Annotated in this window: 20 protein-coding genes; 13 read left to right on the forward strand and 7 right to left on the reverse strand. The window is 65.2% G+C overall.

The annotated features are described in order from the left end of the window. Positions 1–3: 3 nt before the first annotated feature. Both KF759_RS12075 and KF759_RS12080 read right to left on the reverse strand, forming a co-directional pair. The gene (locus KF759_RS12075; protein WP_291225853.1) at positions 4–747 is read right to left on the reverse strand and encodes an ABC transporter ATP-binding protein; all 744 of its coding nucleotides are present in this window, start codon (positions 745–747) and stop codon (positions 4–6) included. Between the two features lie 37 nt (positions 748–784). After that, positions 785–2,038 carry an HlyD family efflux transporter periplasmic adaptor subunit gene (locus tag KF759_RS12080; RefSeq protein WP_291225855.1) on the reverse strand — a complete coding sequence of 418 codons (1,254 nt, stop codon included), beginning with the start codon at positions 2,036–2,038 and terminating at the stop codon, positions 785–787. A 439-nt stretch (positions 2,039–2,477) separates the two neighbouring features. On the opposite strand from KF759_RS12080, the gene KF759_RS12085 reads away from it, so the two are divergent. From KF759_RS12085 to KF759_RS12120, 8 genes are all read left to right on the forward strand, one after another. After that, on the forward strand, positions 2,478–3,122 hold the full coding sequence (locus tag KF759_RS12085; RefSeq protein ID WP_291225857.1) for a rhomboid family intramembrane serine protease: 645 nt from the start codon (positions 2,478–2,480) through the stop codon (positions 3,120–3,122). Positions 3,123–3,153: 31 nt separating this feature from the next. Further along, the gene (folC, locus tag KF759_RS12090) at positions 3,154–4,419 is read left to right on the forward strand and encodes a bifunctional tetrahydrofolate synthase/dihydrofolate synthase (RefSeq protein ID WP_291225859.1); all 1,266 of its coding nucleotides are present in this window, start codon (positions 3,154–3,156) and stop codon (positions 4,417–4,419) included. Between the two features lie 86 nt (positions 4,420–4,505). Beyond that, on the forward strand, positions 4,506–5,405 hold the full coding sequence (locus KF759_RS12095) for an SPOR domain-containing protein (RefSeq protein WP_291225860.1): 900 nt from the start codon (positions 4,506–4,508) through the stop codon (positions 5,403–5,405). Between the two features lie 169 nt (positions 5,406–5,574). Beyond that, the gene (locus tag KF759_RS12100) at positions 5,575–6,129 is read left to right on the forward strand and encodes a CvpA family protein (RefSeq protein WP_291225862.1); all 555 of its coding nucleotides are present in this window, start codon (positions 5,575–5,577) and stop codon (positions 6,127–6,129) included. Positions 6,130–6,139: 10 nt separating this feature from the next. Then, positions 6,140–7,618, forward strand: coding sequence for an amidophosphoribosyltransferase (gene purF, locus KF759_RS12105; RefSeq protein WP_291225864.1), 1,479 nt, complete (start codon positions 6,140–6,142; stop codon positions 7,616–7,618). A gap of 142 nt (positions 7,619–7,760) precedes the next feature. Continuing rightward, the gene (locus KF759_RS12110) at positions 7,761–8,573 is read left to right on the forward strand and encodes a ferritin-like domain-containing protein (protein WP_291225867.1); all 813 of its coding nucleotides are present in this window, start codon (positions 7,761–7,763) and stop codon (positions 8,571–8,573) included. Next, positions 8,573–9,757 carry a hypothetical protein gene (locus tag KF759_RS12115; protein ID WP_291225869.1) on the forward strand — a complete coding sequence of 395 codons (1,185 nt, stop codon included), beginning with the start codon at positions 8,573–8,575 and terminating at the stop codon, positions 9,755–9,757. The genes KF759_RS12110 and KF759_RS12115 overlap by 1 nt, the downstream gene beginning before the upstream one ends. After that, the gene (locus tag KF759_RS12120; RefSeq protein WP_291225871.1) at positions 9,754–11,193 is read left to right on the forward strand and encodes a hypothetical protein; all 1,440 of its coding nucleotides are present in this window, start codon (positions 9,754–9,756) and stop codon (positions 11,191–11,193) included. The genes KF759_RS12115 and KF759_RS12120 overlap by 4 nt, the downstream gene beginning before the upstream one ends. Here the strand turns inward: KF759_RS12120 and KF759_RS12125 are convergent. From KF759_RS12125 to KF759_RS12135, 3 genes are read right to left on the reverse strand one after another with little or no spacing between them, the layout of a single operon-like run. Continuing rightward, on the reverse strand, positions 11,157–12,305 hold the full coding sequence (locus tag KF759_RS12125; protein ID WP_291225873.1) for a glycosyltransferase: 1,149 nt from the start codon (positions 12,303–12,305) through the stop codon (positions 11,157–11,159). The genes KF759_RS12120 and KF759_RS12125 overlap by 37 nt on opposite strands. Positions 12,306–12,318: 13 nt before the next feature. Continuing rightward, positions 12,319–12,699: a DUF2304 domain-containing protein gene (locus KF759_RS12130; RefSeq protein WP_291225875.1), complete on the reverse strand. Its 381-nt coding sequence runs from the start codon at positions 12,697–12,699 to the stop codon at positions 12,319–12,321. Next, complete coding sequence (locus KF759_RS12135; RefSeq protein WP_291225876.1) at positions 12,693–13,436, reverse strand: glycosyltransferase family 2 protein; 744 nt, start codon at positions 13,434–13,436, stop codon at positions 12,693–12,695. Before KF759_RS12135 ends, KF759_RS12130 begins: the two co-directional genes overlap by 7 nt. Positions 13,437–14,051: 615 nt before the next feature. On the opposite strand from KF759_RS12135, the gene KF759_RS12140 reads away from it, so the two are divergent. From KF759_RS12140 to KF759_RS12160, 5 genes are all read left to right on the forward strand, one after another. Then, positions 14,052–14,273, forward strand: a complete 222-nt coding sequence (locus KF759_RS12140) for an AbrB/MazE/SpoVT family DNA-binding domain-containing protein (RefSeq protein ID WP_291225878.1) — start codon at positions 14,052–14,054, stop codon at positions 14,271–14,273. Positions 14,274–14,282: 9 nt separating this feature from the next. After that, complete coding sequence (locus KF759_RS12145; protein WP_291225880.1) at positions 14,283–14,750, forward strand: type II toxin-antitoxin system death-on-curing family toxin; 468 nt, start codon at positions 14,283–14,285, stop codon at positions 14,748–14,750. A gap of 487 nt (positions 14,751–15,237) precedes the next feature. Continuing rightward, positions 15,238–15,984 carry a hypothetical protein gene (locus KF759_RS12150; RefSeq protein WP_291225882.1) on the forward strand — a complete coding sequence of 249 codons (747 nt, stop codon included), beginning with the start codon at positions 15,238–15,240 and terminating at the stop codon, positions 15,982–15,984. A gap of 33 nt (positions 15,985–16,017) precedes the next feature. Continuing rightward, positions 16,018–16,536 carry a hypothetical protein gene (locus tag KF759_RS12155; RefSeq protein WP_291225884.1) on the forward strand — a complete coding sequence of 173 codons (519 nt, stop codon included), beginning with the start codon at positions 16,018–16,020 and terminating at the stop codon, positions 16,534–16,536. Between the two features lie 77 nt (positions 16,537–16,613). Continuing rightward, positions 16,614–17,999, forward strand: a complete 1,386-nt coding sequence (locus tag KF759_RS12160) for a hypothetical protein (protein ID WP_291225886.1) — start codon at positions 16,614–16,616, stop codon at positions 17,997–17,999. A gap of 97 nt (positions 18,000–18,096) precedes the next feature. Here KF759_RS12160 and KF759_RS12165 read toward each other — a convergent pair whose 3' ends face one another. Together KF759_RS12165 and KF759_RS12170 are read right to left on the reverse strand one after the other, a co-directional pair. Beyond that, complete coding sequence (locus KF759_RS12165; RefSeq protein ID WP_291225888.1) at positions 18,097–19,521, reverse strand: amino acid permease; 1,425 nt, start codon at positions 19,519–19,521, stop codon at positions 18,097–18,099. Positions 19,522–19,596: 75 nt separating this feature from the next. Then, positions 19,597–21,102, reverse strand: a complete 1,506-nt coding sequence (locus tag KF759_RS12170) for an amino acid permease (RefSeq protein WP_291225889.1) — start codon at positions 21,100–21,102, stop codon at positions 19,597–19,599. Positions 21,103–21,329: the final 227 nt, after the last annotated feature.

Here is a 21,329-nt window from a genome sequence, read left to right on the forward strand (position 1 = left end):
CACTCAGGTTCCCGCGCGGCGCATGAGGCGCTGGTCTTCTTCGTGGCGCAGGCGGTGCATGGTGTCCTCGTCGACGATGCGGCCGTCGAACATGAAAATCTTGCGCTGGGCGAAGTCGGCGTAGCGCGGATCGTGGGTCACCATGCAGATGGTCGAGCCGGCCTTGTGCAGATCTTCGAGCAGGCTCATCACCGCCTCGCCGTTCTTCGAATCGAGGTTGCCGGTGGGCTCGTCGGCCAGCAGGATCGAAGGCGCGCCGACCAGTGCACGCGCAACGGCGACGCGCTGCTGCTGGCCGCCGGAAAGTTGCGCAGGGTAGTGCTTCACCCGGTGCGCCATGCCGACCCGCTCAAGCGCCTGGATTGCGCACTGGCGGCGTTCGGCCTTGCCGACGCCGTCGCGATAGGTCAGCGGCAGCTCCACGTTCTCGAATACGTTGAGGTCGCCGATCAGGTTGAAGGCCTGGAAGACGAAGCCGATTTCCTTGTTGCGGATGTGGGCGCGCTCGCTGGCATCGATGTCGGCCACTTCGCGTCCATTGAGGCGATAGGTGCCGCCGCTGGGCGTATCGAGCAATCCGAGGATGGCGAGCAGGGTGGACTTGCCGCAACCGGAAGGGCCGGTGATCGATACGAACTCGCCCTTGGCGATGTCCAGGTGCACGTCGGCCAGTGCGTGCGTTTCCACCTCGTCGGTGAGAAACACTTTTTTGATCGTATCGAGATGGATCAGGTTTGCAACGGTCATGTCAGCGGCTCGGTCAGGAAAGGATTGGCAAGACGGTTCACTTCAGGCGGATGCGGTCGTACTGGTCCCAGGCACTGGTGTCGGACAGGATCACGCGCTGGCCGGCGTCCAGGCCCTGCAGGATCTCGATCTGATTGACCGAAGCCTTGCCAAGGCGCACCGGCACGCGGGTGGCGGTGTCGCCGCCGGCATCGACACGGAACAGGCGCAGGTCGGAGTCGGGTTGGCCGAACGCCGGGCGACCGACGTGGAGCACGTCGGGCAGGCGCTGGATCTCGATCGTGCCATCCACGGAAAGGTCGGGGCGCGCGCCGGGCGGGAGCTCGCCGGTGAGTTCGACATCGACCTGCACGCTGCCGTTCTGCACCGCCGGATCCACGCGCAGCACGCGACCGGTGACGATGCCGTTGCGCGTGTCCACGCGCACCGCTTGGCCGAGTGCCACGTCCTTGGCCTGGGTTTCGGCGATGCGCAGTTCGGCCATCAGATCGCCCGGACGCGCCACGCGGGCCAGGTTCGCGCCGGCGGCGACCTGCTGGCCTTCTTCCACCGGCACCTGTTGCAGGATGCCGGTGATGCCGGCGCGCACATGCAGCGCATCGGCCTGGCGTTGGCGCAGTTCGCGCGTGTTGACGAGTTGCCCCAGGCGCGCCTTCTCGGCAGCGATCTGGGCCGCGATGTTGCGTTGGAATGCGGCCACGCGCTGCTCCTCGATTTCCACGCGCGACTTCAATTGTTCCAGCGTGATCAGGGTGCGCTTGTATTGCACGGTCGGGATGATGCCCTTCTGGGCCAGCGGCTTTTCGGCTTCGGCCTGCATGCGCGAGGAAGCGTATTCGGCGTTTGCCGAGGCGAGGGCGGATTTTTCGTCGAGCAGCTTCGATTGCAGATCGGTCCGCTTGGCGGCAAGGTCGGATTCAGCGGCAATGACGGCGGTCTGGGCGGCCAGCAGTTGCGTCTCCACCTCCGGATTGCCCAGTTCGATGATCACGGTGTCGGCCTGCACGGCAGCGCCCGGCTTTACCACGATGCGCTCCACCCGTGCAGCGGTTTCGGCAGCGATCCAGCGAATTTCCTTCGGCACGAGCGTGCCGGGGCCACGCACTTCGCGCAGCAATTCGCCGCGCTCGACCGTGCCGATCAGGACGTTGTTGCGTTCGACCGAGGGCAGGGCCGGTCCGAGACGGGCCAGGCCGATGCCGATGCCGGCGACTGCGAGCGCGGCGACGCCGACGAGGATCAGCAGGCGTCGGCGCTTCTTGATCTTGAGTTCAGGGCGAGCGATGTCCATGACCATGCAAGAGCATGGACCGTGCCAGCATTGCATCCGGGACGCGCCGTGCGCAGGGAAGGCAATGAAAGTCTTTCCCGATCAAGCAGATGTTGCCGAAGGGTGAAATTTTTCGGACCTGCGCCGCGACACGTTGAGTGGGGCCTGTGCGGGCGCGCTGTTCGCATGCGAACAGTGACTGAACGCTGGCGGACATCCTTGTCGACACGGCTGTATCCGCCTTGCCCGGGACTTTGTGCGCGACCGACCGGCACGGCATCGCCCTGCGGGATTGGTGCGCGACATCGCGATCGCCGGTTGCGGCCGCCGCTGCCAGTGCAAGGGATCAGTACCGGTTCGTGTCACGGTCGCCGGGCAAACGCTGCGGAAGATCAGCAAGTCTTTGCGAGGATCCGCGCAAACGCGTCACAATGCCGACTCTTTGCCTTCGATCGCCCGCATGCCCATCCGCACGCCGCCCGTCACCCGCGCGCTGCTCATCGCCAACATCCTGGTGTTCCTGCTGCAGATGGCGCTGCACGACTCGCAGCCGCCGTATCCGCTGACGATTCCGTTCGCGCTGTGGCCGCTGGGGCCGTCGCCCTACAGTGACGTCGTCGGTTTCGAGCCGTGGCAGCTGGTGACTTACGCATTCCTGCATGGCGGCATGTCGCACATCCTGTTCAACATGCTCGCGCTTTGGATGTTCGGCGGGCCGGTCGAGGAGGCCTTTGGCGCGCGTCCGTTCGCGCTGTATTACTTCGTGTGCGTGATCGGCGCCGCGCTGACTCAGCTTGCGGTGCTGCACCTGTTCCCGAACGGCTACTACCCCACGGTCGGTGCCTCGGGCGGTGTGTTCGGGCTGCTGCTCGCCTATGGGCTGCTGTATCCACACCATCGGATCCTGCTGTATTTCGCGATACCGATACCGGCGCGGCTGTTCGTCGTGCTCTACGGCATTCTCGAGCTCGTGCTCGGCGTTACCGGCACGCAGGCGGGCGTCGCGCATTTCGCCCATCTGGGCGGCCTCGCCTTCGGCTTCCTGCTGATTCTGTACTGGCGCGGCAAGCTGCCGTGGAAACCGCGGCGAACCTTGCGACTGTGAGCCCGCGGCGACACCGCCAATGTCATCGTCCATGCCAAGCACTCTTGCCGAGTGGCTCGAATACCAACTGCGCATCCATCCGCAGTCGATCGCGCTCGGCCTCGATCGCGTGCGCGAGGTGTGGCGAAGACTGGGGGCGCCACCGCCTGCTCCGCTGGTGGTCGCGGTAGGCGGTACCAATGGCAAGGGCTCGACCGTGGCCTTCCTCGAAGCCATCTACACCGCCGCAGGCAAGCGCGTGGGCGCTTACACCTCGCCGCACCTGCTGCGCTACAACGAGCGCGCGCGAATCGCGGGTGTCGATGTCGAGGATGCAGCATGGGTCTCGGCCTTCGAGCGCATCGAGCACGCGCGCCAGAACATCGCGCTGACCTATTTCGAGTTCGGCACGCTCGCCGCGCTGTGGCTGTTCGCGCAGGCGCAGCTGGATGTCGCCGTGCTCGAAGTCGGGCTCGGTGGCCGCCTTGATGCGGTCAATCTGGTCGACGCAGATGCTGCGGTGGTGACCACCGTCGACCTCGACCATCAGGAATGGCTGGGCAACGATCGTGACAGCATCGGCCACGAGAAGGCCGGCATTTTCCGCCGTGGCCGCCCGGCGGTCGTCGGCAGTCCGGATGCGCCTGCAGGCTTGCTTGATGCGCTCGCCGGAATTGGCGCGCGCGGCCTGATCGCCGGTCGCGATTACCACTGGCAGCCAGAGGATGATCGCTGGCGTTGGCATTGCGACTCCGCGCAGCTCGACCTGCCCTTGCCCGAATTGCCCGCGCCAGTGCAACTCGCCAACGCCGCAGCGGCGATCGCGGTGGTGCATGCACTGCGCCGACGCGGTGGCTGGAACGAAGCAGCCATTGCGCAAGGCGTGTGCCATGCCCACGCGGCCGCGCGCCTGCAACGCGTCGCATACGAGCCCGAGGTGTTCGTCGATGTCGCGCACAATCCGCAGGCCGCTCGCGCGCTGGCACAGTGGCTGTCCGCGACGCCAATCCGCGGGCGCAATCTGGCCGTGTTCGGCGCGCTCGGCGACAAGGACGTGGGTGGCATCGCGGCTGCGCTCGAGCAGCACATCGAGCGCTGGTTTCTCGCGGCGCTCGACGCCGATTCACCGCGTGGCCTGTCGCTCGTCGCGCTGCAGGCGCGCCTGCCCGCGGGCATGGCGCTGAGCGGCTCGATCAACGTGGCGGCCGCGCTCGATGCCGCGATCGCGGTGGCGCAGCCCGGCGATCGCATCATCGCGTTTGGTTCGTTCTTCGTTGCTGCCGCCGCGCTCACGCACCTGTCAGGCAACGCGAGCTGACCACGGGCCGGAACGTGTTCGCCATTTGGCCGGTGGCAGGTCGGGCTCACGTATAATCGCCAAGTTTTCCTGATCGTGGATGATCCATGGATCTGTCGCTCAAGCAGCGCCTGCTCGGCGCCGCCGTTCTGATTGCCCTGGCGGTGATTTTCGTGCCGATGTTCCTGTCCGGCAGCGGTCCGCGCCAGCCGGAGAAGATGGAAACGACCACCTTGTCGATTCCCCCGGTGCCTGAACGCGAGTTCCAGACCCGCGATCTCAGCGTCACGCCGCAAGCTGCGAACAGCGGCGAGCGTGTGGCCAGCGTCGATACCGCGACCGCGCCCAAGCCGGTCGATGCCACGCCAGGCACCACGCCAGCGGCGCCCGCGCCCCAGCCCGAGGCAAGCAAGGCCGAACCGCCCAAGCCAGCCGCGAGCAAGCCCGAGCTCGCCAAGCCGACGGCCGCGCGCGAAGAAGCCGGGATTGCCGCCAATGGCCGTTTCTATGTGCATCTGGGCGTTTACAGCTCGAACCGGAACGCGGCCGATCTGGTGGCGGCGCTCAAGAAGGGCGGCTTTGTCGCCTATTCCGAAGCGACCGAATTCCAGGGCAAGCCCGCCGAGCGCGTGCGCGTGGGCCCATTCACCGACCGCGCCGCGGCCGAGGCGACGCGTCTGCGCATCAAGCGGTTCAAGCCGAGCGTGCCCGGCAGCGTGATCGAGAATGCCGATGATGCCCGCACCGATGCAGCCGCTTTGCCTGCGCACAAGGCCGGTGCATTCGCGGTGCAGCTGGGTGCGCTCAAGAGCGCCGAGGATGCCAACAAGCTGCGCGATCGCGTTCGCAATGCCGGCTTTGCCGCCTTCGTCGACAAGGTCAACAGCAACGGCACCACGCTTTGGCGCGTGCGCGCCGGCCCGGAAGTCGAGCGCGCCAAGGCCGAGAAGCTGCGCGACTCGATCAAGGACAAGCTCAAGCTCGACGGCATGATCGTGACGCAGTGAGTGGCTTGGGCGGCGCCGATCAGGTGACACAAGCTTCATGGTCCTCGATGGCTGGGCGATTGGCCGGAATCCACGCGATGGTTCAAGCAAGAACATCGGCAAATCCGAGCGCTGGCAAACGGGGCCGTGGCGGTGAGCGCGCGCGCCGCGTGTGGTCGCGGGTTGGGCCGTGAACTGGGTCGACATCGCCATTCTCGCGGTGCTCGGCCTGTCGATGCTGATGGGTCTGTGGCGTGGACTGATCAGCGAGGTGCTGGCGCTGGTTATCTGGTTCTGCGCGTTCTGGTTCGCCTGGCTGCTCGGCCCGGCGCTGGCGCTGCGCCTGACCGAACACGTGCCGACGCCTTCGCTGCGCATCATGCTGGCTTACGTGCTGTGCTTCATCGCGGTGCTTGCGCTGGGCGCGATCGTGGCCTACATCCTGCGCAAGCTGATCGCCGGCAGTGGCCTGTCCGGCAGCGATCGCCTGCTGGGCATGGTGTTCGGCCTGGTGCGTGGTCTGGCGCTGGTCGTGCTGATCGTGTTCGTGCTCGGCGCGATGTTCAGGCAGGACCCGTGGTGGCAAGAATCACGGCTGCTGCCGACTTTCCAGCGTGGCGCCGACTGGCTGGCGGCGCGCCTGCCTGCCGAAGTCGCGCATTACCTCGAACCGGTGGAGAATCTCGTGCGCGACCCGCTCAAGGTGTTGCCGCAAGGGCCAGCCACCCAACCCCCATCCCATTGAAGTCATCACCATGTGCGGAATCATCGGCATCGTCGGCAAATCCGAAGTCGCGGCGGCGCTCTACGACGCCTTGACCGTACTCCAGCATCGCGGTCAGGACGCCGCCGGCATTGCCACCCTCGACGGCAACCGGCTACGCCTGCACAAGGGCGCGGGGCTGGTGCGCGACGTGTTCAACCACGACAGCATGCTGGCCCTGCGCGGCAATGTCGGCATCGGTCATTGCCGCTATCCGACCGCGGGTTCGGAAGGCTCGGCCGAGGCGCAGCCGCTGTACGTGAACTCGCCCTGCGGCATTGCGCTTGCCCACAATGGCAATCTCATCAACACCCAGGCGCTGCGTCGCGAGGTGTTCGAGGACGACCGCCGTCACGTCAACTCCGATTCGGATTCGGAAGTGCTGCTCAACGTGCTCGCGCACGAGCTGCAGATCCAGGACCGTCGCACGCTCACGCCCGACCACATCTTCAAGGCCGTCGCCGGCACCCACGCGCGTTGCGCCGGTGGCTACGCGGTGGTGGCGATGGTGCTCGGCTACGGCGTGCTCGCCTTCCGCGATCCGCATGGCATCCGCCCGCTGGTGCTCGGCGAGCGCGATACCGCCAGCGGCAAGGAGTATGCGGTCGCTTCCGAATCGGTGGCACTGGACATCCTCGGCTTTCGCCTGCTGCGCGATATCGCGCCGGGCGAGGCGGTCCTGCTCACGCTCGATGGCCAGTTGCATGCGCGGCATTGCGCCGAACCGGCATTGCACGCGCCGTGCATTTTCGAGTACGTCTATCTGGCACGGCCTGATTCGATGATCGAGGATGTGTCGGTGTACAAGGCGCGCCTGCGCATGGGTGAGAAACTCGGCGAGAAGATCCTGCGCGAGATGCCTGATCACGACATCGACGCGGTGATCCCGATTCCCGACACCTCACGCACCGCGGCCGGCCCGCTGGCGCAGATTCTCGGCGTGCCGGTGCGCGAGGGTTTCGTCAAGAACCGCTACATCGGCCGCACCTTCATCATGCCCGGACAGAGCGAAAGGCTGAAGTCGGTGCGTCGCAAGCTCAATCCGATCGGCCTGGAGTTCCGACGCAAGAACGTGCTGCTGGTCGATGACTCGATCGTGCGTGGCACCACGTCGAAGCAAATCATCCAGATGGCGCGGGATGCAGGGGCGCGCAAGGTCTACCTTGCCTCGGCGGCGCCGCCGGTGCGCTTCCCCAACATTTACGGCATCGACATGCCGGCTACCGCCGAGTTGGTTGCGCATGGCCGCAGCGTCGAGGAAATCGAGCGCATCCTCGGTGCCGACAAACTGATCTACCAGGATCTCGAAGACCTGATCTGGGCAGTGCGTGACGGCAACGAAAACCTGGAAGCCTTCGATACCTCGTGCTTCTCCGGTGAATACGTGACCGGTGTCGAGCCGACCTATCTGGCCGACCTGGAGTTCATGCGTTCCGATGATGCCAAGGCCAAGCGCCGCGTGATCAGTTGATGTGGCTGGATCGCCGCGGCTGGCGGGCGCCGACCGCGTCACGCATTCACGCACGTATGGTTGATCGCCGCGCATGAGTGTGGTTCCTTTGCAGTTTCGGCAGGACGCGTCGCGTCCGCCTGACGGAGAGCGCGAGGCGGCCATGGTTGGCGCGACGGATACGGTGTTTGCTGCCGCTGCGGCGTGTCTGGCCTGCGATGAAGTCGCAGCCAAGCTTGCGCTCACCCATGCGGCCGCGCGCGATTTCGCGATCGGCCGGCTCGCGCTTGGCGAGACACCGGCGGTGACGGCGATCGTGGCGCCCGGACGCCCGCCGCGCCCGCGATTGGTGTCGCCGCGCGAATTGGCCCAGCGCGGGCTGGGCACGCGGGAAGGCCGTGCGGCGCTCGTGCATGCCGTGGCCCACATCGAATTCAATGCGATCAACCTCGCCTGGGATGCGGTCTACCGCTTCCGCGGCATGCCGGCCGAGTTCTATGCCGACTGGGTTCGCGTCGCCGACGACGAGGCGCGCCATTTCTCGATGATTGCCGCGCGGCTCGAGCAACTGGGTCATCGTTATGGCGATTTCGATGCCCACGATGGCTTGTGGGAAATGGCAACGCGCACCGCTGACTCCTGCCTTGCGCGCATGGCGTTGGTGCCGCGGGTGCTCGAGGCGCGCGGGCTCGATGTCACGCCGGGCATGATCGAGCGCCTGCGCAGTGTCGGCGATCTCGACACCGTGGCCGTGCTTGAAGTCATCCTCGCCGAGGAAGTTGCACATGTCGCCGCGGGCTCGCGCTGGTTCGATTGGTGCTGCGCGCGGGCAGGAGTCGAGCCGCAGGCGACTTTCCTCGAACTCATTGGCCGTCACATGCGCGGCAGTCTGCGCGGGCCGTTCAACCACGGAGCGCGCCTGCGCGCAGGCTTCAGCGCTGCCGAGCTGGCGCAACTCGAAGGGCTGGGCGGCTGATGGCGAGCACCATTCGCGTCGCGGTGTTTGGCGCGGCTGTACTGGCCGCGTGGTTGCTGCTGTTGCTGCTGGTGGCCGGCGCGCGCTGGAGCATGCCCGTGCAGGGCGAACATCGGGTGTTTCATGGCAGTCGTTTCCAGCCGGTGTTCGGTGATGCCGAGCCGCTCGGGCAGGATTTGCGCATCCTTGCACCCAATGCGGATTTTTCGGCCCTGCAAACCGCCGTGGTGCCCGATCTGGATGCCGCGCGCTTTCCACTGCTCAGTTACCGCATTGATGATTTTCCGCGCACGCTCGAGCTGTCGCTGGTGTTTCGCCGCGCCGACGGCAAGGATGTGGAAACGATTTCACTGCCCAGGCCGAGCGCCGGCGCCACCGTCAGCGTCGACCTGTCCGGCGTGGCTGCCTGGCGCGGTCAGATCAGCGAGATCGGTTTTGCCCAGTTTCCGGTTGCGCAGCTGGTACCCGTACAGGATGCGTTTCGACCGTTCACGCTGCGCACGGCGACATTGGCGGCGGCGTCGTGGCAAGGGCAGATCGAGGCGCTCGCCAGCGCCTGGTTTGCGCACACACCGTGGCAGCTGGTTTCGGTCAGTGCGATCGGGCCGAGCGAAATCGGCGACAAGTCGCCGCATGGCTTGCGGCCGCCGCTCGTCGCCGCGCTTGCCTTGGCGATTGCGGCGATCCTGGCCTGGTTGATCCTCGGCCTGCGCGGTCGCGCATGGATGCGTTTCGTCGCGATCGGCTGCGGCATCGCATGGCTGGCGCTGGATCTGTGCTGGTTGCGCGATCTCGATTACAAGCGGCGCACCGATCAGGATGTCTGGGGCAGCAGCGCATTGGCGCAGCGTCAATCGCACGTTGCCGATGGCGAGCTGATCAGGGCCGCCGGGCAACTCAAGCATCTGCTGCGCGACGAGCCGAGCGGACGACACATCCTGCTCAGTTCCCTTTCGCCCTATGTCGCGATCCGTCTTGCCTATCACGCCGCGCCGCTCAACGTCGGCGTTGCCGCGGCCTTGCCCGGACGCGGACTGCCCAAAGGCACGATCATTGCCCGCTACGACATGCCCGCAGCCTTCAGCAACGGGATGCTGAGCTTTGGTGGTCAGCAATTTCATGCCGAGGTCCTTGAAGAGGACGCACGCCTTGCGGTGTATCGCGTGCTGGGGCCTTCGCGATGAGCGCCGCAGCCTTGTTCAGTGTGTGGGCTGCAACGCTCCTGCTTGGCAGTGGTGCGTGGATCGCGCTCGCCGGCTGGCCGCGACGTGCAGCCGAGCGCTGGTGTGCGCTTGGCGGCGGATGGATGCTCGGCGCGGTGCTGTGCGCCATGCTCGTGCGCGTGCTCGCCGCCGGTGATCTGGCCAGGGCCTTGCCGCGTGTCGCACCTACCGCAGTCATTGCCGGCTTGATGCTGTGGATGTTGGCGTGGACGCAGCACAAGCGCATGCCCGTCGCACCCGATACCCCCGCGACTTGGCGCACCACGCCCGGAAATCGGCTCTGGATCGCATTTGCGCTGGCCCTGTTGTGCTGGCGCGTCGGCCTTTTGTTCGAAGACATCCTGCTGCACCCGATCCTGCCTTGGGATGCATGGGCGGTCTGGCTCGCCAAGGCCAAGGTCTGGGTGCTGGCCGGGCGCATCGAGCCATCGGTGTCCTTCGAGACGTGGATTGCGCAGAGCGCATCGGCGACCCGTACCGGCGTCGCCTGGCTCTACCCCGAGCTGGTGTCCTGGGTCGCAGTCTGGTTTGCGGCGGGCGTGTACTGGATCGAGCCGCTGGTTGGTCTGGCCTGGTTGGGTCTGGGTGTATCCCTGCTTGCGTTGCAATACGGCAATTGGCGCGCGCTTGGCGTGCGTCCGCTGCTGGCTGCGACCGGTGCCTATGCCTTGGGCTCGTTGCCGCTGTTCGATGCCCATGTGGCGCTGGGCGGGTATGCCGATCTGTGGGTCGCCGCGGTACTCGCGCTCGGAGCGCATGCCTGGTTGCGCTGGTCGCTCGGCGAGCGGCGCCAACTCGCCTTCGTCGCGCTTGCGATCGTGCTGCTGCCGATGATCAAGCTCGAAGGAGCCGCCTGGAGCATCCTGCTCGGCGTGGCTTGCGTGTTTCGCGCCTTGCCCCGGCGCTTGCAGGTGCGGCGCTTCGCGATCGGCTTCGTGGTGCTGGTGGCGCTGGTGCTGGCATCGATTGCCCTGGGGGTATCGTGGATCGGCGTGGCGCGACGCTATCTCGACAGCGGCCGATTTTTCGATCTCGGCCAGATCGGCAGCTCGGCGACGGCGCTTGCCGCGGCGCTGTGGGCACAGTGGAACTGGAATCTGCTGTGGTTCGTTCTGCCGGCGGTGCTGGTCGGCAACTTCCGGCGCTGGTCGACCTCACCAATGACGCGGCGAATGGCGGCTTTCGTCGCCCTGCCTTTTGCGGTGATGCTCGGTTTGTTTCTTTTCACCACCGCGGCGCGTTACGCGCAGAGCTATTCGGCGGTCAATCGCCTGCTGCTGCAGATCACGCCCTTGCTGGTGAGCCTGCTGGTGCTCGCGGTGACTACGCCGGATCGTGCAGCCAAGGCATGCGGGGCCGATCAAGCCGGTGCCGATGCCCCGAGGGCCGCGGAGTAGAGACGGCGCGTGGCATCGCCCGAATGGGCGAGCGTGAAGTGATCCGTCCAGCGTGCGCGTCCGGCCGCACCGAAGCGTGTGCGCATGCCGGCATCATCGAAGCGCGCAAGTGCAGCGGCGAGCGCAGCGGCGTCATCGGGCGGCACGAGCAAACCGCTCTCGCCGTCGGCAATCACACTGGCCACCCCCGAACCGGGAATGGCGCTCGCAACCACGGGCAGCCCGGCGCGCATGGCTTCGAGCAGCACCAGACCGAAGGCCTCGCCGCGATCGCGCGAGGGCAGCACGAACACCTCGGCGCCGGCGTAGGCCTGCGCGAGGCTCGCATCATCCACATCACCGGCAAAGGCCACGCGCGCCGACACGCCGCGTGCCTGTGCCTGGGCACGCAGCTGTGTCTCGCAGTCGCCCGCGCCGATCAGCAGCAGGCGATCCTCGCTGCGCGCGACGAGCGCGTCGATGAGCACGTCGAAGCCCTTGTAGCGACTCAGGCGCCCAACCGCGAGCAAGCGCAGGCCCTCGCCGGCCGGCCAGGATCCTGGATGGCCTTCGACGCGCGCTTCATCGGCAATTCCCAACGGAATCACCTGTGTCTTGCTGCGCCACGGTGCCAGCGCCAGGCTCGCATCGAGATAGGCCTGCGAAGTCGCAATCACCGCCTGCGCACGGGCCAGCAGCGCCTGCTCGAATGGACGATAGGCACGGTATCCGACACGCAAGCGCCAATCGGGCGCATCGGGTGGCACGTCGGCATGCCAGTGCACGATCCACGGCAGTCGCCGTGCCGCTGGCAGCGCCAGGGCAAGAAAGCAGGAAGGATTGGGCAGGTGCAGATGCAGGAGTTCGGGCTTGAACTCGCGCAGCACGCGCATGAATTGCCAAGGCAGGGCGGGGCTGAGCGGCGTGTACACCGGCGCCGCCACGCAGCCGCTGCGGTAGACCGTCACGCCGTTGAGCGTTTCCCGCGTGGAGCGCCACCGTCCAGGCCGTGCATGCACGAGGGCGGCAACCGCATCGCCCTGTGCGCTGCAGTATTCGGCCAGCGCCTGGGTGTGTCGTTCGATGCCGCCGCGCTCGGGCGCGTAGTACTTGCCAAGGTGCAGGATGCGCATGCGCCCGCGCTGCTCAGTCGGGATCGTCGTCGCGCGCCGCGGGCGGCAGACTGCCGCCGAGGCGATCGAGTTCCAGCTCGAGGATCGCCAGTTTCTGGGTCAGGCGCCGCAACTGGCGCTCCTGGCGCGATCGGTCGATGTCGAGCTTGAGCAGGCGGATCAGGATCAGCGCGACGGCAACGATGATCGGCAGCACCGGCGGATAGAAGATGCCGGTGAGGTTGCCCATCCACACCACCAACTGCGGGAACACGCCGAGCAAGAAGGTGGCCGCGGCGACACCAAGCCACCACAGGGCATATGGTCCGTGCAGGTGGTCGCGGCGCACGAGGAACAGGATCGCCCCCGCGATGGCCACGCCGAGTATTGCCGAAGTGATCTGACCGCTCAGCATGAGGCTCGTGTCCTGCGCGTGGAGCGCGAGGTGCGGCGGCCGGCGTCGAGCCGCGACAGGCACAGCACCGTGGTGTGGGCCATGTAGCTCGCCACCACGGGCCACGACGCGAAGACCCGCGAGTGTCCCGCGCGCCGCTCGCGCATCGGCACCGGAGTTTCCTCGATGCGCAGGCCCTTGCGGGCGAGCAGCATGAGCACGCCGATGTCCTGGTAATCGAGCAGGCTCGCATCGGGACCGGCCAGCAGCTCGATCGCGCGGCGGTCGTAAAGGCGCAGGCCCGAAGTGAGATCGGCGATCCGCAGCCCGGTGAGCAGGCGCAGATACCACCAGGCGACGCGCTTGGCGCGGCTCAGGCGCTCGACGCAGGTGCCGATCACGACATCGGCGCCGTGCGCAGCCTGGGTTGCGAACAGGGTGGGCAGGGTCTCGGGCAGGTGCTGGCCATCGGCGTCGAGCGCGATCACGCTGGCATAGCCATGTCGGAATGCATAGCGGATCCCGGTCTGGGTGGCGCCCCAGGCACCAAGGCCCAGTGGCAAGCGCAGCGTGACCGCGCCAGCTTCGGCCGCGCGCGCCCGGGTGTCGTCGCTGCTGGCATCGTCGATGACGAGCACATCGCAGCCCAGCGCCTGCCGCACGCCGGCCACGACCTCGGCGACGCTCGCGCCTTCGTTGCGCGCGGGAATCACCGCGAGACAGCGCGCGGCGTTGGATGATGGCGGGATCGAAGCCACGAGGCAGGGCGGAAGAACAGGGACCGCGATTCTCGCGGCTCGCCGTGGGGCGGTCAAATCAGCGCGTTCGTCCACGCGTTGCGCACAGCTTCGCGTGGCTTGTAGAGCCGAGCTCGCTCGGCTCGTGACGTTCGAGCTTGCCCGGCCTGGTTCGCGCGATTGTGTAGGAGGGCCGGCAGGCCCGACCGGCCGCCGGGGAGCGGAGCAAGCTCCGCTCTACGAAGGTGGGTTTGTCTATACGCGTGTGCTTGGCGCGCGGCGCTCTTGTAGAGCCGAGCTCGCTCGGCTCGTGACGTTCGAGCTTGCCCGGCCTGGTTCGCGCGCTTGTGTAGGAGGGCCGGCAGGCCCGACCGGCCGCCGGGGAGCGGAGCAAGCTCCGCTCTACGAAGGCGCGTCTTGTAGAGCCGAGCTCGCTCGGCTCGGGCCGCGAAAGAACAAGGGCAACGGAGCAAGCTCCGCTCTACGGGGCGCGTTTTGTAGAGCCGAGCTCGCTCGGCTCGTGACGTTCGAGCTCGCTCGGCTCGGGCCGCGTAAGGGTCATCGTGTTCCCCGGCAACGGCTCATGGGAATGAAACATGTGTTATAACAACCCAAGAACCACACTGGAGCACCTCCATGCGACTCAAGATCACCACGGTCGGCAATTCGGTCGGCGTCATCCTGCCCAAGGAATTGCTCGCGCGCCTGCGCGTGGACAAGGGCGACACGCTGTTCGTGACCGAGCTCACTGACGGCATCAAGCTCGCACCCTACGACCCGGTGTTCGAGCAGCAGATGGGCGTGGCTGAAGGCATCATGCGCGAGGATCGCGATGTGCTGCGCAAGCTGGCCCAATGAGGTCGAGTCATGATCGTTTGGATCGAGAAGCGATTGCTCTTGGCAGTTCACGATCGCCAGCTTGCCGAGCACGGCGGCCTGTCCGGTGTCCGTGACGAGACCCTGCTGGAATCGGCGCTGGCGCGGCCGCAGCAACTGCATGCCTATGGCGAGCCAGCGCCGGATCTTGCCGATCTGGCAGCGGCGCTTGTCCATGGCATTGCGCGCAATCATCCGTTCCTCGACGGCAACAAGCGCACTGCGTGGGTTGCATGCCGAACGTTCCTGATCGTCAACGGAGTCGACGTCATCGCCGATGCCGCGGAAAAGTACACTGCCATGCTCGCCCTCTCCGAAGGCCGGCTCGAAGCCGAAGCCTTCGCCGCCTGGCTGCGCGGGCACATCGCCAGCCGCACACCCACGAAGATCCAGGAGCCACGCTCGGGCTACGGCGCGGCGCCAAGCCGCCGTCGCCGTTCCTCGGCGGGTAATCGCTAGGCTGGCATGGCGCGCGGTGGGTGAGGGCCGGGGCAGCGGAGCAAGCACCGCTCTACGGGGGCGCGTCTTGTAGAGCCGAGCTCGCTCGGCTCCGGCAGCGCAAGGAACAGGGCAGCGGAGCAAGCTCCGCTCTACGGTGGTGGCGTTTGTCATTGCGCGTGTGCCCGGCTTGGCGTTCTTTTGTAGAGCCGAGCTCGCTCGGCTCGGGTCGCGCAGGAGCGCCCTTGAACCCGCGTGTCCGGTTTCGCCCCTCTGCTGCGTTCCTGTCCAACGTGGGCCGGGGGCGATATGCCGCCGGCAGGTGCGGGAGGCCGTTCAGGCAGCCCATGCCGTACCGGGAAGGTCGACCAGGCCCACGCCTTGTCCTAAGTTGACACTGTGTTAAGAATTCACTAGTGTTCGCGCGGATCGGGCTTGGTTGACCACTTTCAAACCAATGGGGACGGGAGCGAACCGCTCCGCCCGAGACACTCTGGGAGATTAATCCATGAATACGAAAATGAAGGTTCTGTCGCTCGCGGTGGTCGGTCTGTTCGGTTTCGCCGGTTCGGCGATGGCCGCGTGCCCGGCGGGTCCGACGACGGCTGAGGGTGGCGCGTGGACGAGCAAGACTGTGCTTGGCGGCGGCGTCTTGGCGATCGGAACGCCTGGTTTGGCGAGCACTGAGTGCCTCCTGAGTTCTTCGCTGGGTGCGAGTATTTCGTCATCGGCATTTGTCAGATACACGCATGCCGCTTCGGAGCCGTCATACAGGTTCCAGTTCTTGGTTGACACGACTGCACTTACTTCGTTTGTTACTACAGACTCCGTTGTTGTGTTTCAGGGCCCAGCAACAACGACGGCGAATGGCCTGAACCGCATGCTCCGTGTTTCAATTGTTGCCGGTCCTGCAGGCGCGAAGCGCGTGCGTTTCATTGCATCTTGCGCCACGGGTACATGCAACCAGACCTACACAACCGATCTTGTTGCCGGCGTGAATCGCATCGAGGGCAAGCTCACGGTTGGCGCTGGCGCGGCAGGCCAGTTGACTTATTGGGTCAATGCGGCTTCGGGAACGACCGAGCCGGCACCTTCGGGTACGATTGCCAATCTTGACAATGCAGCATGGGGCGGTGTTTCGGCTGCAAGCCTCGGCCTGACTGCGCCAAGTACGCCATTCAAGAACAATCATGCGGCTCAGGCCGTGAATTTCGACCAGTTTGATTCCCGCCGTCAGACATATATCGGCTGGTAAGCAAGTTTTCAATTCTAATAGGAGTGACGATCAATGAAGCGTAATCTGCTTTGTGCAACGGTGGGTTTGGCGGGCGTCGCAGCTCTGTTCAGCATGTCGGCGAGCGCTGGAACCTGCGCCGCTCCGACGTCGTGGCAGCCGGATACGAGTGGCGTCGCGCCGTTGACTGGAACGACCTGCGGCCCGGGCAATGAAACTGGTATCATCAGCGTTTGCCAAGGTGGCTTTGGCGCACCAGGTGCGGCATTTGTTGCGTTGGTTAATGTGGCCGCGGCTGGCACCTTCACCACAATTACGAATACTGGCGGTGCAGGTTACGCACTTGCTGTCTATTGGGTACCGCAAGCAAGCGGATGCAATACTGATGCGAACTGCACCGCTTCAGGATCTGAGGGTTCCGGTGGAAATACTCTTCATAATGATCTTCCGCCGGGATCCTATTACGTGATCGTGACAGGTGCTGATTTTGATAGCGCTGGTGCCTGCGGTACTTTCACGTTGAGTGCCGACGGCTCGCTGCCGGTGACGCTGCAGAGCTTCTCGGTGGGCTGATCGCCCGTCGTTGATGCTTAGAATCGACCCACCTGCGGTGACGCGGGTGGGTTTTCTATGTCCGGGATTCCGAATTCATGCTCTCAATCACTGCTCTTGTGCTGTCGCTGCTGACGGCGGCGCCTGTTGATCAACCAAGCCATCTGGTGATTTCGCCATGCCGGGTGGGAGAACACCAACAGTTTGAAACTGTTTCATGCGATATCGAACTCCACAACAGCGGCGATCACCCAATTGCGATCAGCAAAGGCGAAGCAAAATTCGCCTGGGATTCGATTGAATCCGGCACGACCGTACCGCCCTTCGGCACGACCTACCTCAAGGCCACGGTCGATTTGCGCGATGGCATCGGCTTCGTGAAGCACTCGTTTCGATTCCAAACGAGTGAATCTGGACGCAATCGCATACGTGGCGCGAGTGTCACGGCGTATGTCTCTTCGATTCTCGACGAAGCCGCTCCGCTGATCGATTTCGGCCCCGTGAAACTCAGTGCAAGCTTGCCAGTGAAGTCGATTGAACTGCACAGCCGCGAAGTGGCTGATTTCAAGTTGCTTTCGATCATCGACAAGCCGGCTTGGGTCGACGCGCGCGTTGGCGAGGATGGCCGCTCGGTTACCGCGACCCTGCTCAAGGATGCCCCTTGGGGCATTCAACACGGCAAGATCAAGCTCAAGACCAATGCGCCGCAGCAGCCGCAGGTCTGGGTCACTGTCGATGCGAATGTGATTGGCGAAATCGCGCCTGGCGGCAATCCGTTCGCGTTTGGCTTGTTGCGCACGAATGACAAGCATGAGTTCCTGCTGCGCCTGACCAGTGAATCGGGCAAGGCCTTCAAGACCAGGAATGCGCGGATGGAGGGCGTCAAGGGCAAGGTCTCCGTGCTTGACTGCAAGCCGGCCGCTGCCGGCTGCAAGATGCTGCGGATCACGGTGGCGAATGATCAGACGAACGGACGCCTGCAGGGCAAGATTTTCGTGGATCTGCCCGAGTTCGAGCAGACCTTGCCGATCGACGTCGTGGGCATGCTGCTCCCGCCCGACTTCGTGGTTCACGATTGGAACAAGGAACTCGAAAAGTCTGGCAAGGCGACCAGCGCTGTTCCTGGCGTGGAACTTGGTGCGGCCGACAAGGTCGACCTGAAACAGGCCATCGAGCAGAAAGTGCGTGCGGTCGATTCCGCGCCGCCGCCTGGCAATGGGCCCTTGCTCAAATGGGCAGTGACAAACGAGCAGAGTGTGTACGCTTACATCATCTATCGTGCCGATGCGGAGGCGGGACCGTTCCTGCGTATCAACAAGGAACTGATCCGGGCTGCGGACGACGAAGGAAACGCGTACGGCTCCTACCAGTGGCGCGACAACAGCGCAATTCCCGGAAATGCCTATTGGTACGAAATCGGCACCGTCAATGGTGTTGGCGAAAAGAAGCCCTTGAGCAAGCCGCAGAAGGTCGTCGCAAAGTGATGGTCCGGCGGGAAGAGCCTTGTGGACGCGTCGCCCTCTTGTAGACCCGCACGGCGTCCCCGAATCAGGCTGAGGAATTCCTCAGCCTGATTTCGTTTCACCCCCGCAACCTGCTGCGTCGGTAGCCATAGCCGAAGTACACGACCATGCCGAAGGCGGTCCAGACCAGCATCAACATCCAGTTGTGGATCGTCATCGTCGACAGCAGGATCATGCAGCTCACGATGCCGGCGAGGCAGATCAGAGGCGCTGCGGGAATGCGGAACGGTCGCGGCAGATCGGGTTGGGTATGACGCAGGATCCACACTCCCGCGCAGACGGCTGCGAAGGCGATCAGGGTGCCCATCGAGGTCAGTTCGCCGAGCACGTCGAGCGGGAATACCGCGGCGAGCAGCGCGATGCCGAAGCCCGTGATCAGGGTGTTGATGTGCGGCGTGCGGTACCTGGGATGGATCTTCGTGAACACCGGCGGCAGCAGGCCATCGCGGCCCATGATCATGAAGATGCGCGGTTGGGCGATCACCATCACCAGCACGACCGACGACAGGCCGATCAAGGCGCCGACCTCGACCACCACGCGCAGCCAATTGAGTTCCGGATGGGTCGCAACCGCGGTGACCACGGGTTCGTTGGTGCCAAGCTGTGAATAGGGCGTCAGACCGGTCATCACCGCGGCCATCGCGATGTAGAGCACGGTGCAGATCGCCAGCGAGGCGAGCATGCCGATGGGCATGTCGCGCTGTGGATTGCGCGATTCCTGCGCCGCGACCGAGGTCGCCTCGAAGCCGATGTAGGCGAAGAACACCATCGAGGCGCCACGCAGCACGCCATCCCAGCCATATTTGCCCGGACCTTCGCTGGGTGGAATGAAGGGCTGCCAGAGGCTCGGGTCGACATATTTCCAGCCGGCAAAGATCACGATGAGGATGAGGCCGGTCTTGAGCACCACCATCAGCGAATTGACCGTGGTCGATTCGCGGATGCCGACATAGCACAGTGCGGTGAGCGCCAGCACGATACCGGCAGCCGGCAAGTTCATGACCGCGCCGGTGGGCTTGAGCTGGGCGTCGAGCGGCGCGTTGACGAGCACCGCGGGCAAGTGGATGTTGAAATGGTCGAGCAGGCTGAGAAAGTAGCCATTCCAGCTCACCGCGACGGCCGAGGCCGAGACGCCGTATTCGAGGATCAACATCCAGCCGATGAACCAGGCGGCCATTTCACCGAGCGTGGCGTAGGTGTAGGAATATGCGCTGCCCGAGACCGGCACCATCGCCGCGAACTCTGCATAGCACAGCGCGCAGAACGTGCAGCAGATCGCCGCCAGCACGAAGGACAGGATGATCGCGGGACCGGCGTGTTCGGCCGCGGCCTGGCCGGTGATCACGAAGATGCCGCCGCCGATCACAGCGCCGATGCCCAGCGCCGTCAGGCCCCAGGGCCCGAGCGTGCGATTGAGATCGAGTGAATCGGCATCGGTCCTGGCCGCCTGCGGCGGCTTGATCGCGAGGAGTTGCTTGAGCATGTGCGGCTCCTGAAGCGGGTGCCTTGAGACAGAAGGCCGGCGCTTGCGCCGGCCTTCCTCGTTGCCTGGTGTGGGTCAGTGCCCGCTGCCGGCGAGCTGGCTGCGGTGGTAGCCGTATAGACGATAGACGACCAAGCCGATCGCGCCCCAGAGCACGAACACCACCTTGGCGATGACGCTGAGGTTGGCGAACAGCAGGACGCAGCCGGCCACCGCGAGCGGGCAGACGATCCATGCCATCGGCGTGCGGAACGGGCGCGGGCGATCGGGCTGCTTCTTGCGCAGGATGAGCACACCCACCGACACCATCGCGAACGCGAGCAGGGTGCCCGCATTGGAGGTATCGGCGAGTTTGCCGACCGGGAACAGCGCGGCGCAGATCGATACCACGATACCGGTGATGTAGGTGATCACGTGCGGAGTGAAGAAACGCGGGTGCACGTTGGAAAGCTTCTCGGGGAGCAGACCGTCGCGCGACATCGTGAAGAAGATGCGGGTCTGGCCGAACATCATCATGAGGATGACCGAAGGCAGCGCGATGATCGCGGCGACGCCGATCCAGTTGCCGATCTGCTCGAAGCCCAGCACGCGCATCACGTGGGCGAGCGGTTCGTTGCTGCACACCAGGGCGTTGGAACCCACGCAGGCGGCGGCCATTTCCGGAGTGCCCGGATCCAGCGGCAGGCCATTGGCGCCGAGCATCGGCTGCGCGCCGATCGAACCGGCCGCGCCGTAACCCACCAGCAGGTAGAACACGGTGCAGATCAGCAGCGAGGCGATCAGGCCGATCGGAATGTTGCGGTTCGGGTTCTTGGTTTCCTCGGCCGCGGTGGACACCGCATCGAAGCCGACGTAGGCGAAGAAGATCGAGGCTGCCGCGCCGAGCACGCCCGCGCCGCCCATCGGACTGCCCCAGCCGCCGGGCAGGAAGGGTTCGAGGTTGCCGCTCTTGGCCGCCGGCACCGCGAGGGCGACGAAGACCGTCAGCGCGATGATCTTGATCGCCACCAGCACGGCATTGACGCGCGCGCTCTTGGAGGTGCCGATCACCAGCAGCCAGGTCACGGCCGCGCCGATCAGGAACGCCAGCAGATTGAAGCCACCGCCCGAGTAGTAACCGGTGCGCAGGTATTCGGGCAGGGCCAGCGCGCCCGGCTGCACCAGTCCGAAGAAATCGGTATGCATGAGCAGGCCGTTCATGTAACCCGACCAGCCCACGCACACCGCGGTGGCGCCGATCGCGTACTCGAGCACCAGCGCCCAGCCGACGATCCAGGCGATGAGCTCGCCCATGACGCCGTAGGTGTAGGTATAGGCCGAGCCGGACACCGGCAGCATCGCCGCGAGTTCCGCATAGGCGAATGCCGCCAGGCCGCAAACCACAGCGGCGATCAGGAACGACACCATCATCGCCGGGCCGGCTTTTTGCGCCGCTTCGGCGGTGAGCACGAAGATGCCGGTGCCGATCACCGCGCCGATGCCGAGCAGGGTCAGCTGGATCGGGCCGAGTTGGCGCTTGAGAGATTTCTTTTCGGCTGTTTCGAGAATCTGGTTGAGCGGTTTGACGCGCCAGAAAATCATGGTGTCCCCTCGGCGAGCTGGAAGGTGGTGGGCAAACGAGCGCCCGAATTCCCAGCGCCGTCGTGCAGCATGCGAACGACAAAGATCGAACACAGCGACTCGGTAACATACGCGACGGCCCCGCGAGCGGCAAGGCGCGCAGGTCATGATTTGTGATGCTGCTATGCGGCAGAAGGTTCTTTTGGGCTGGTCAGCGCGTGAGCCGGCTCGGCCCCGCATCCCTGCGC

It is taken from the genome of Dokdonella sp. (assembly GCF_019634815.1).
In the GTDB taxonomy this organism is placed as follows: Bacteria; Pseudomonadota; Gammaproteobacteria; order Xanthomonadales; family Rhodanobacteraceae; genus Dokdonella_A.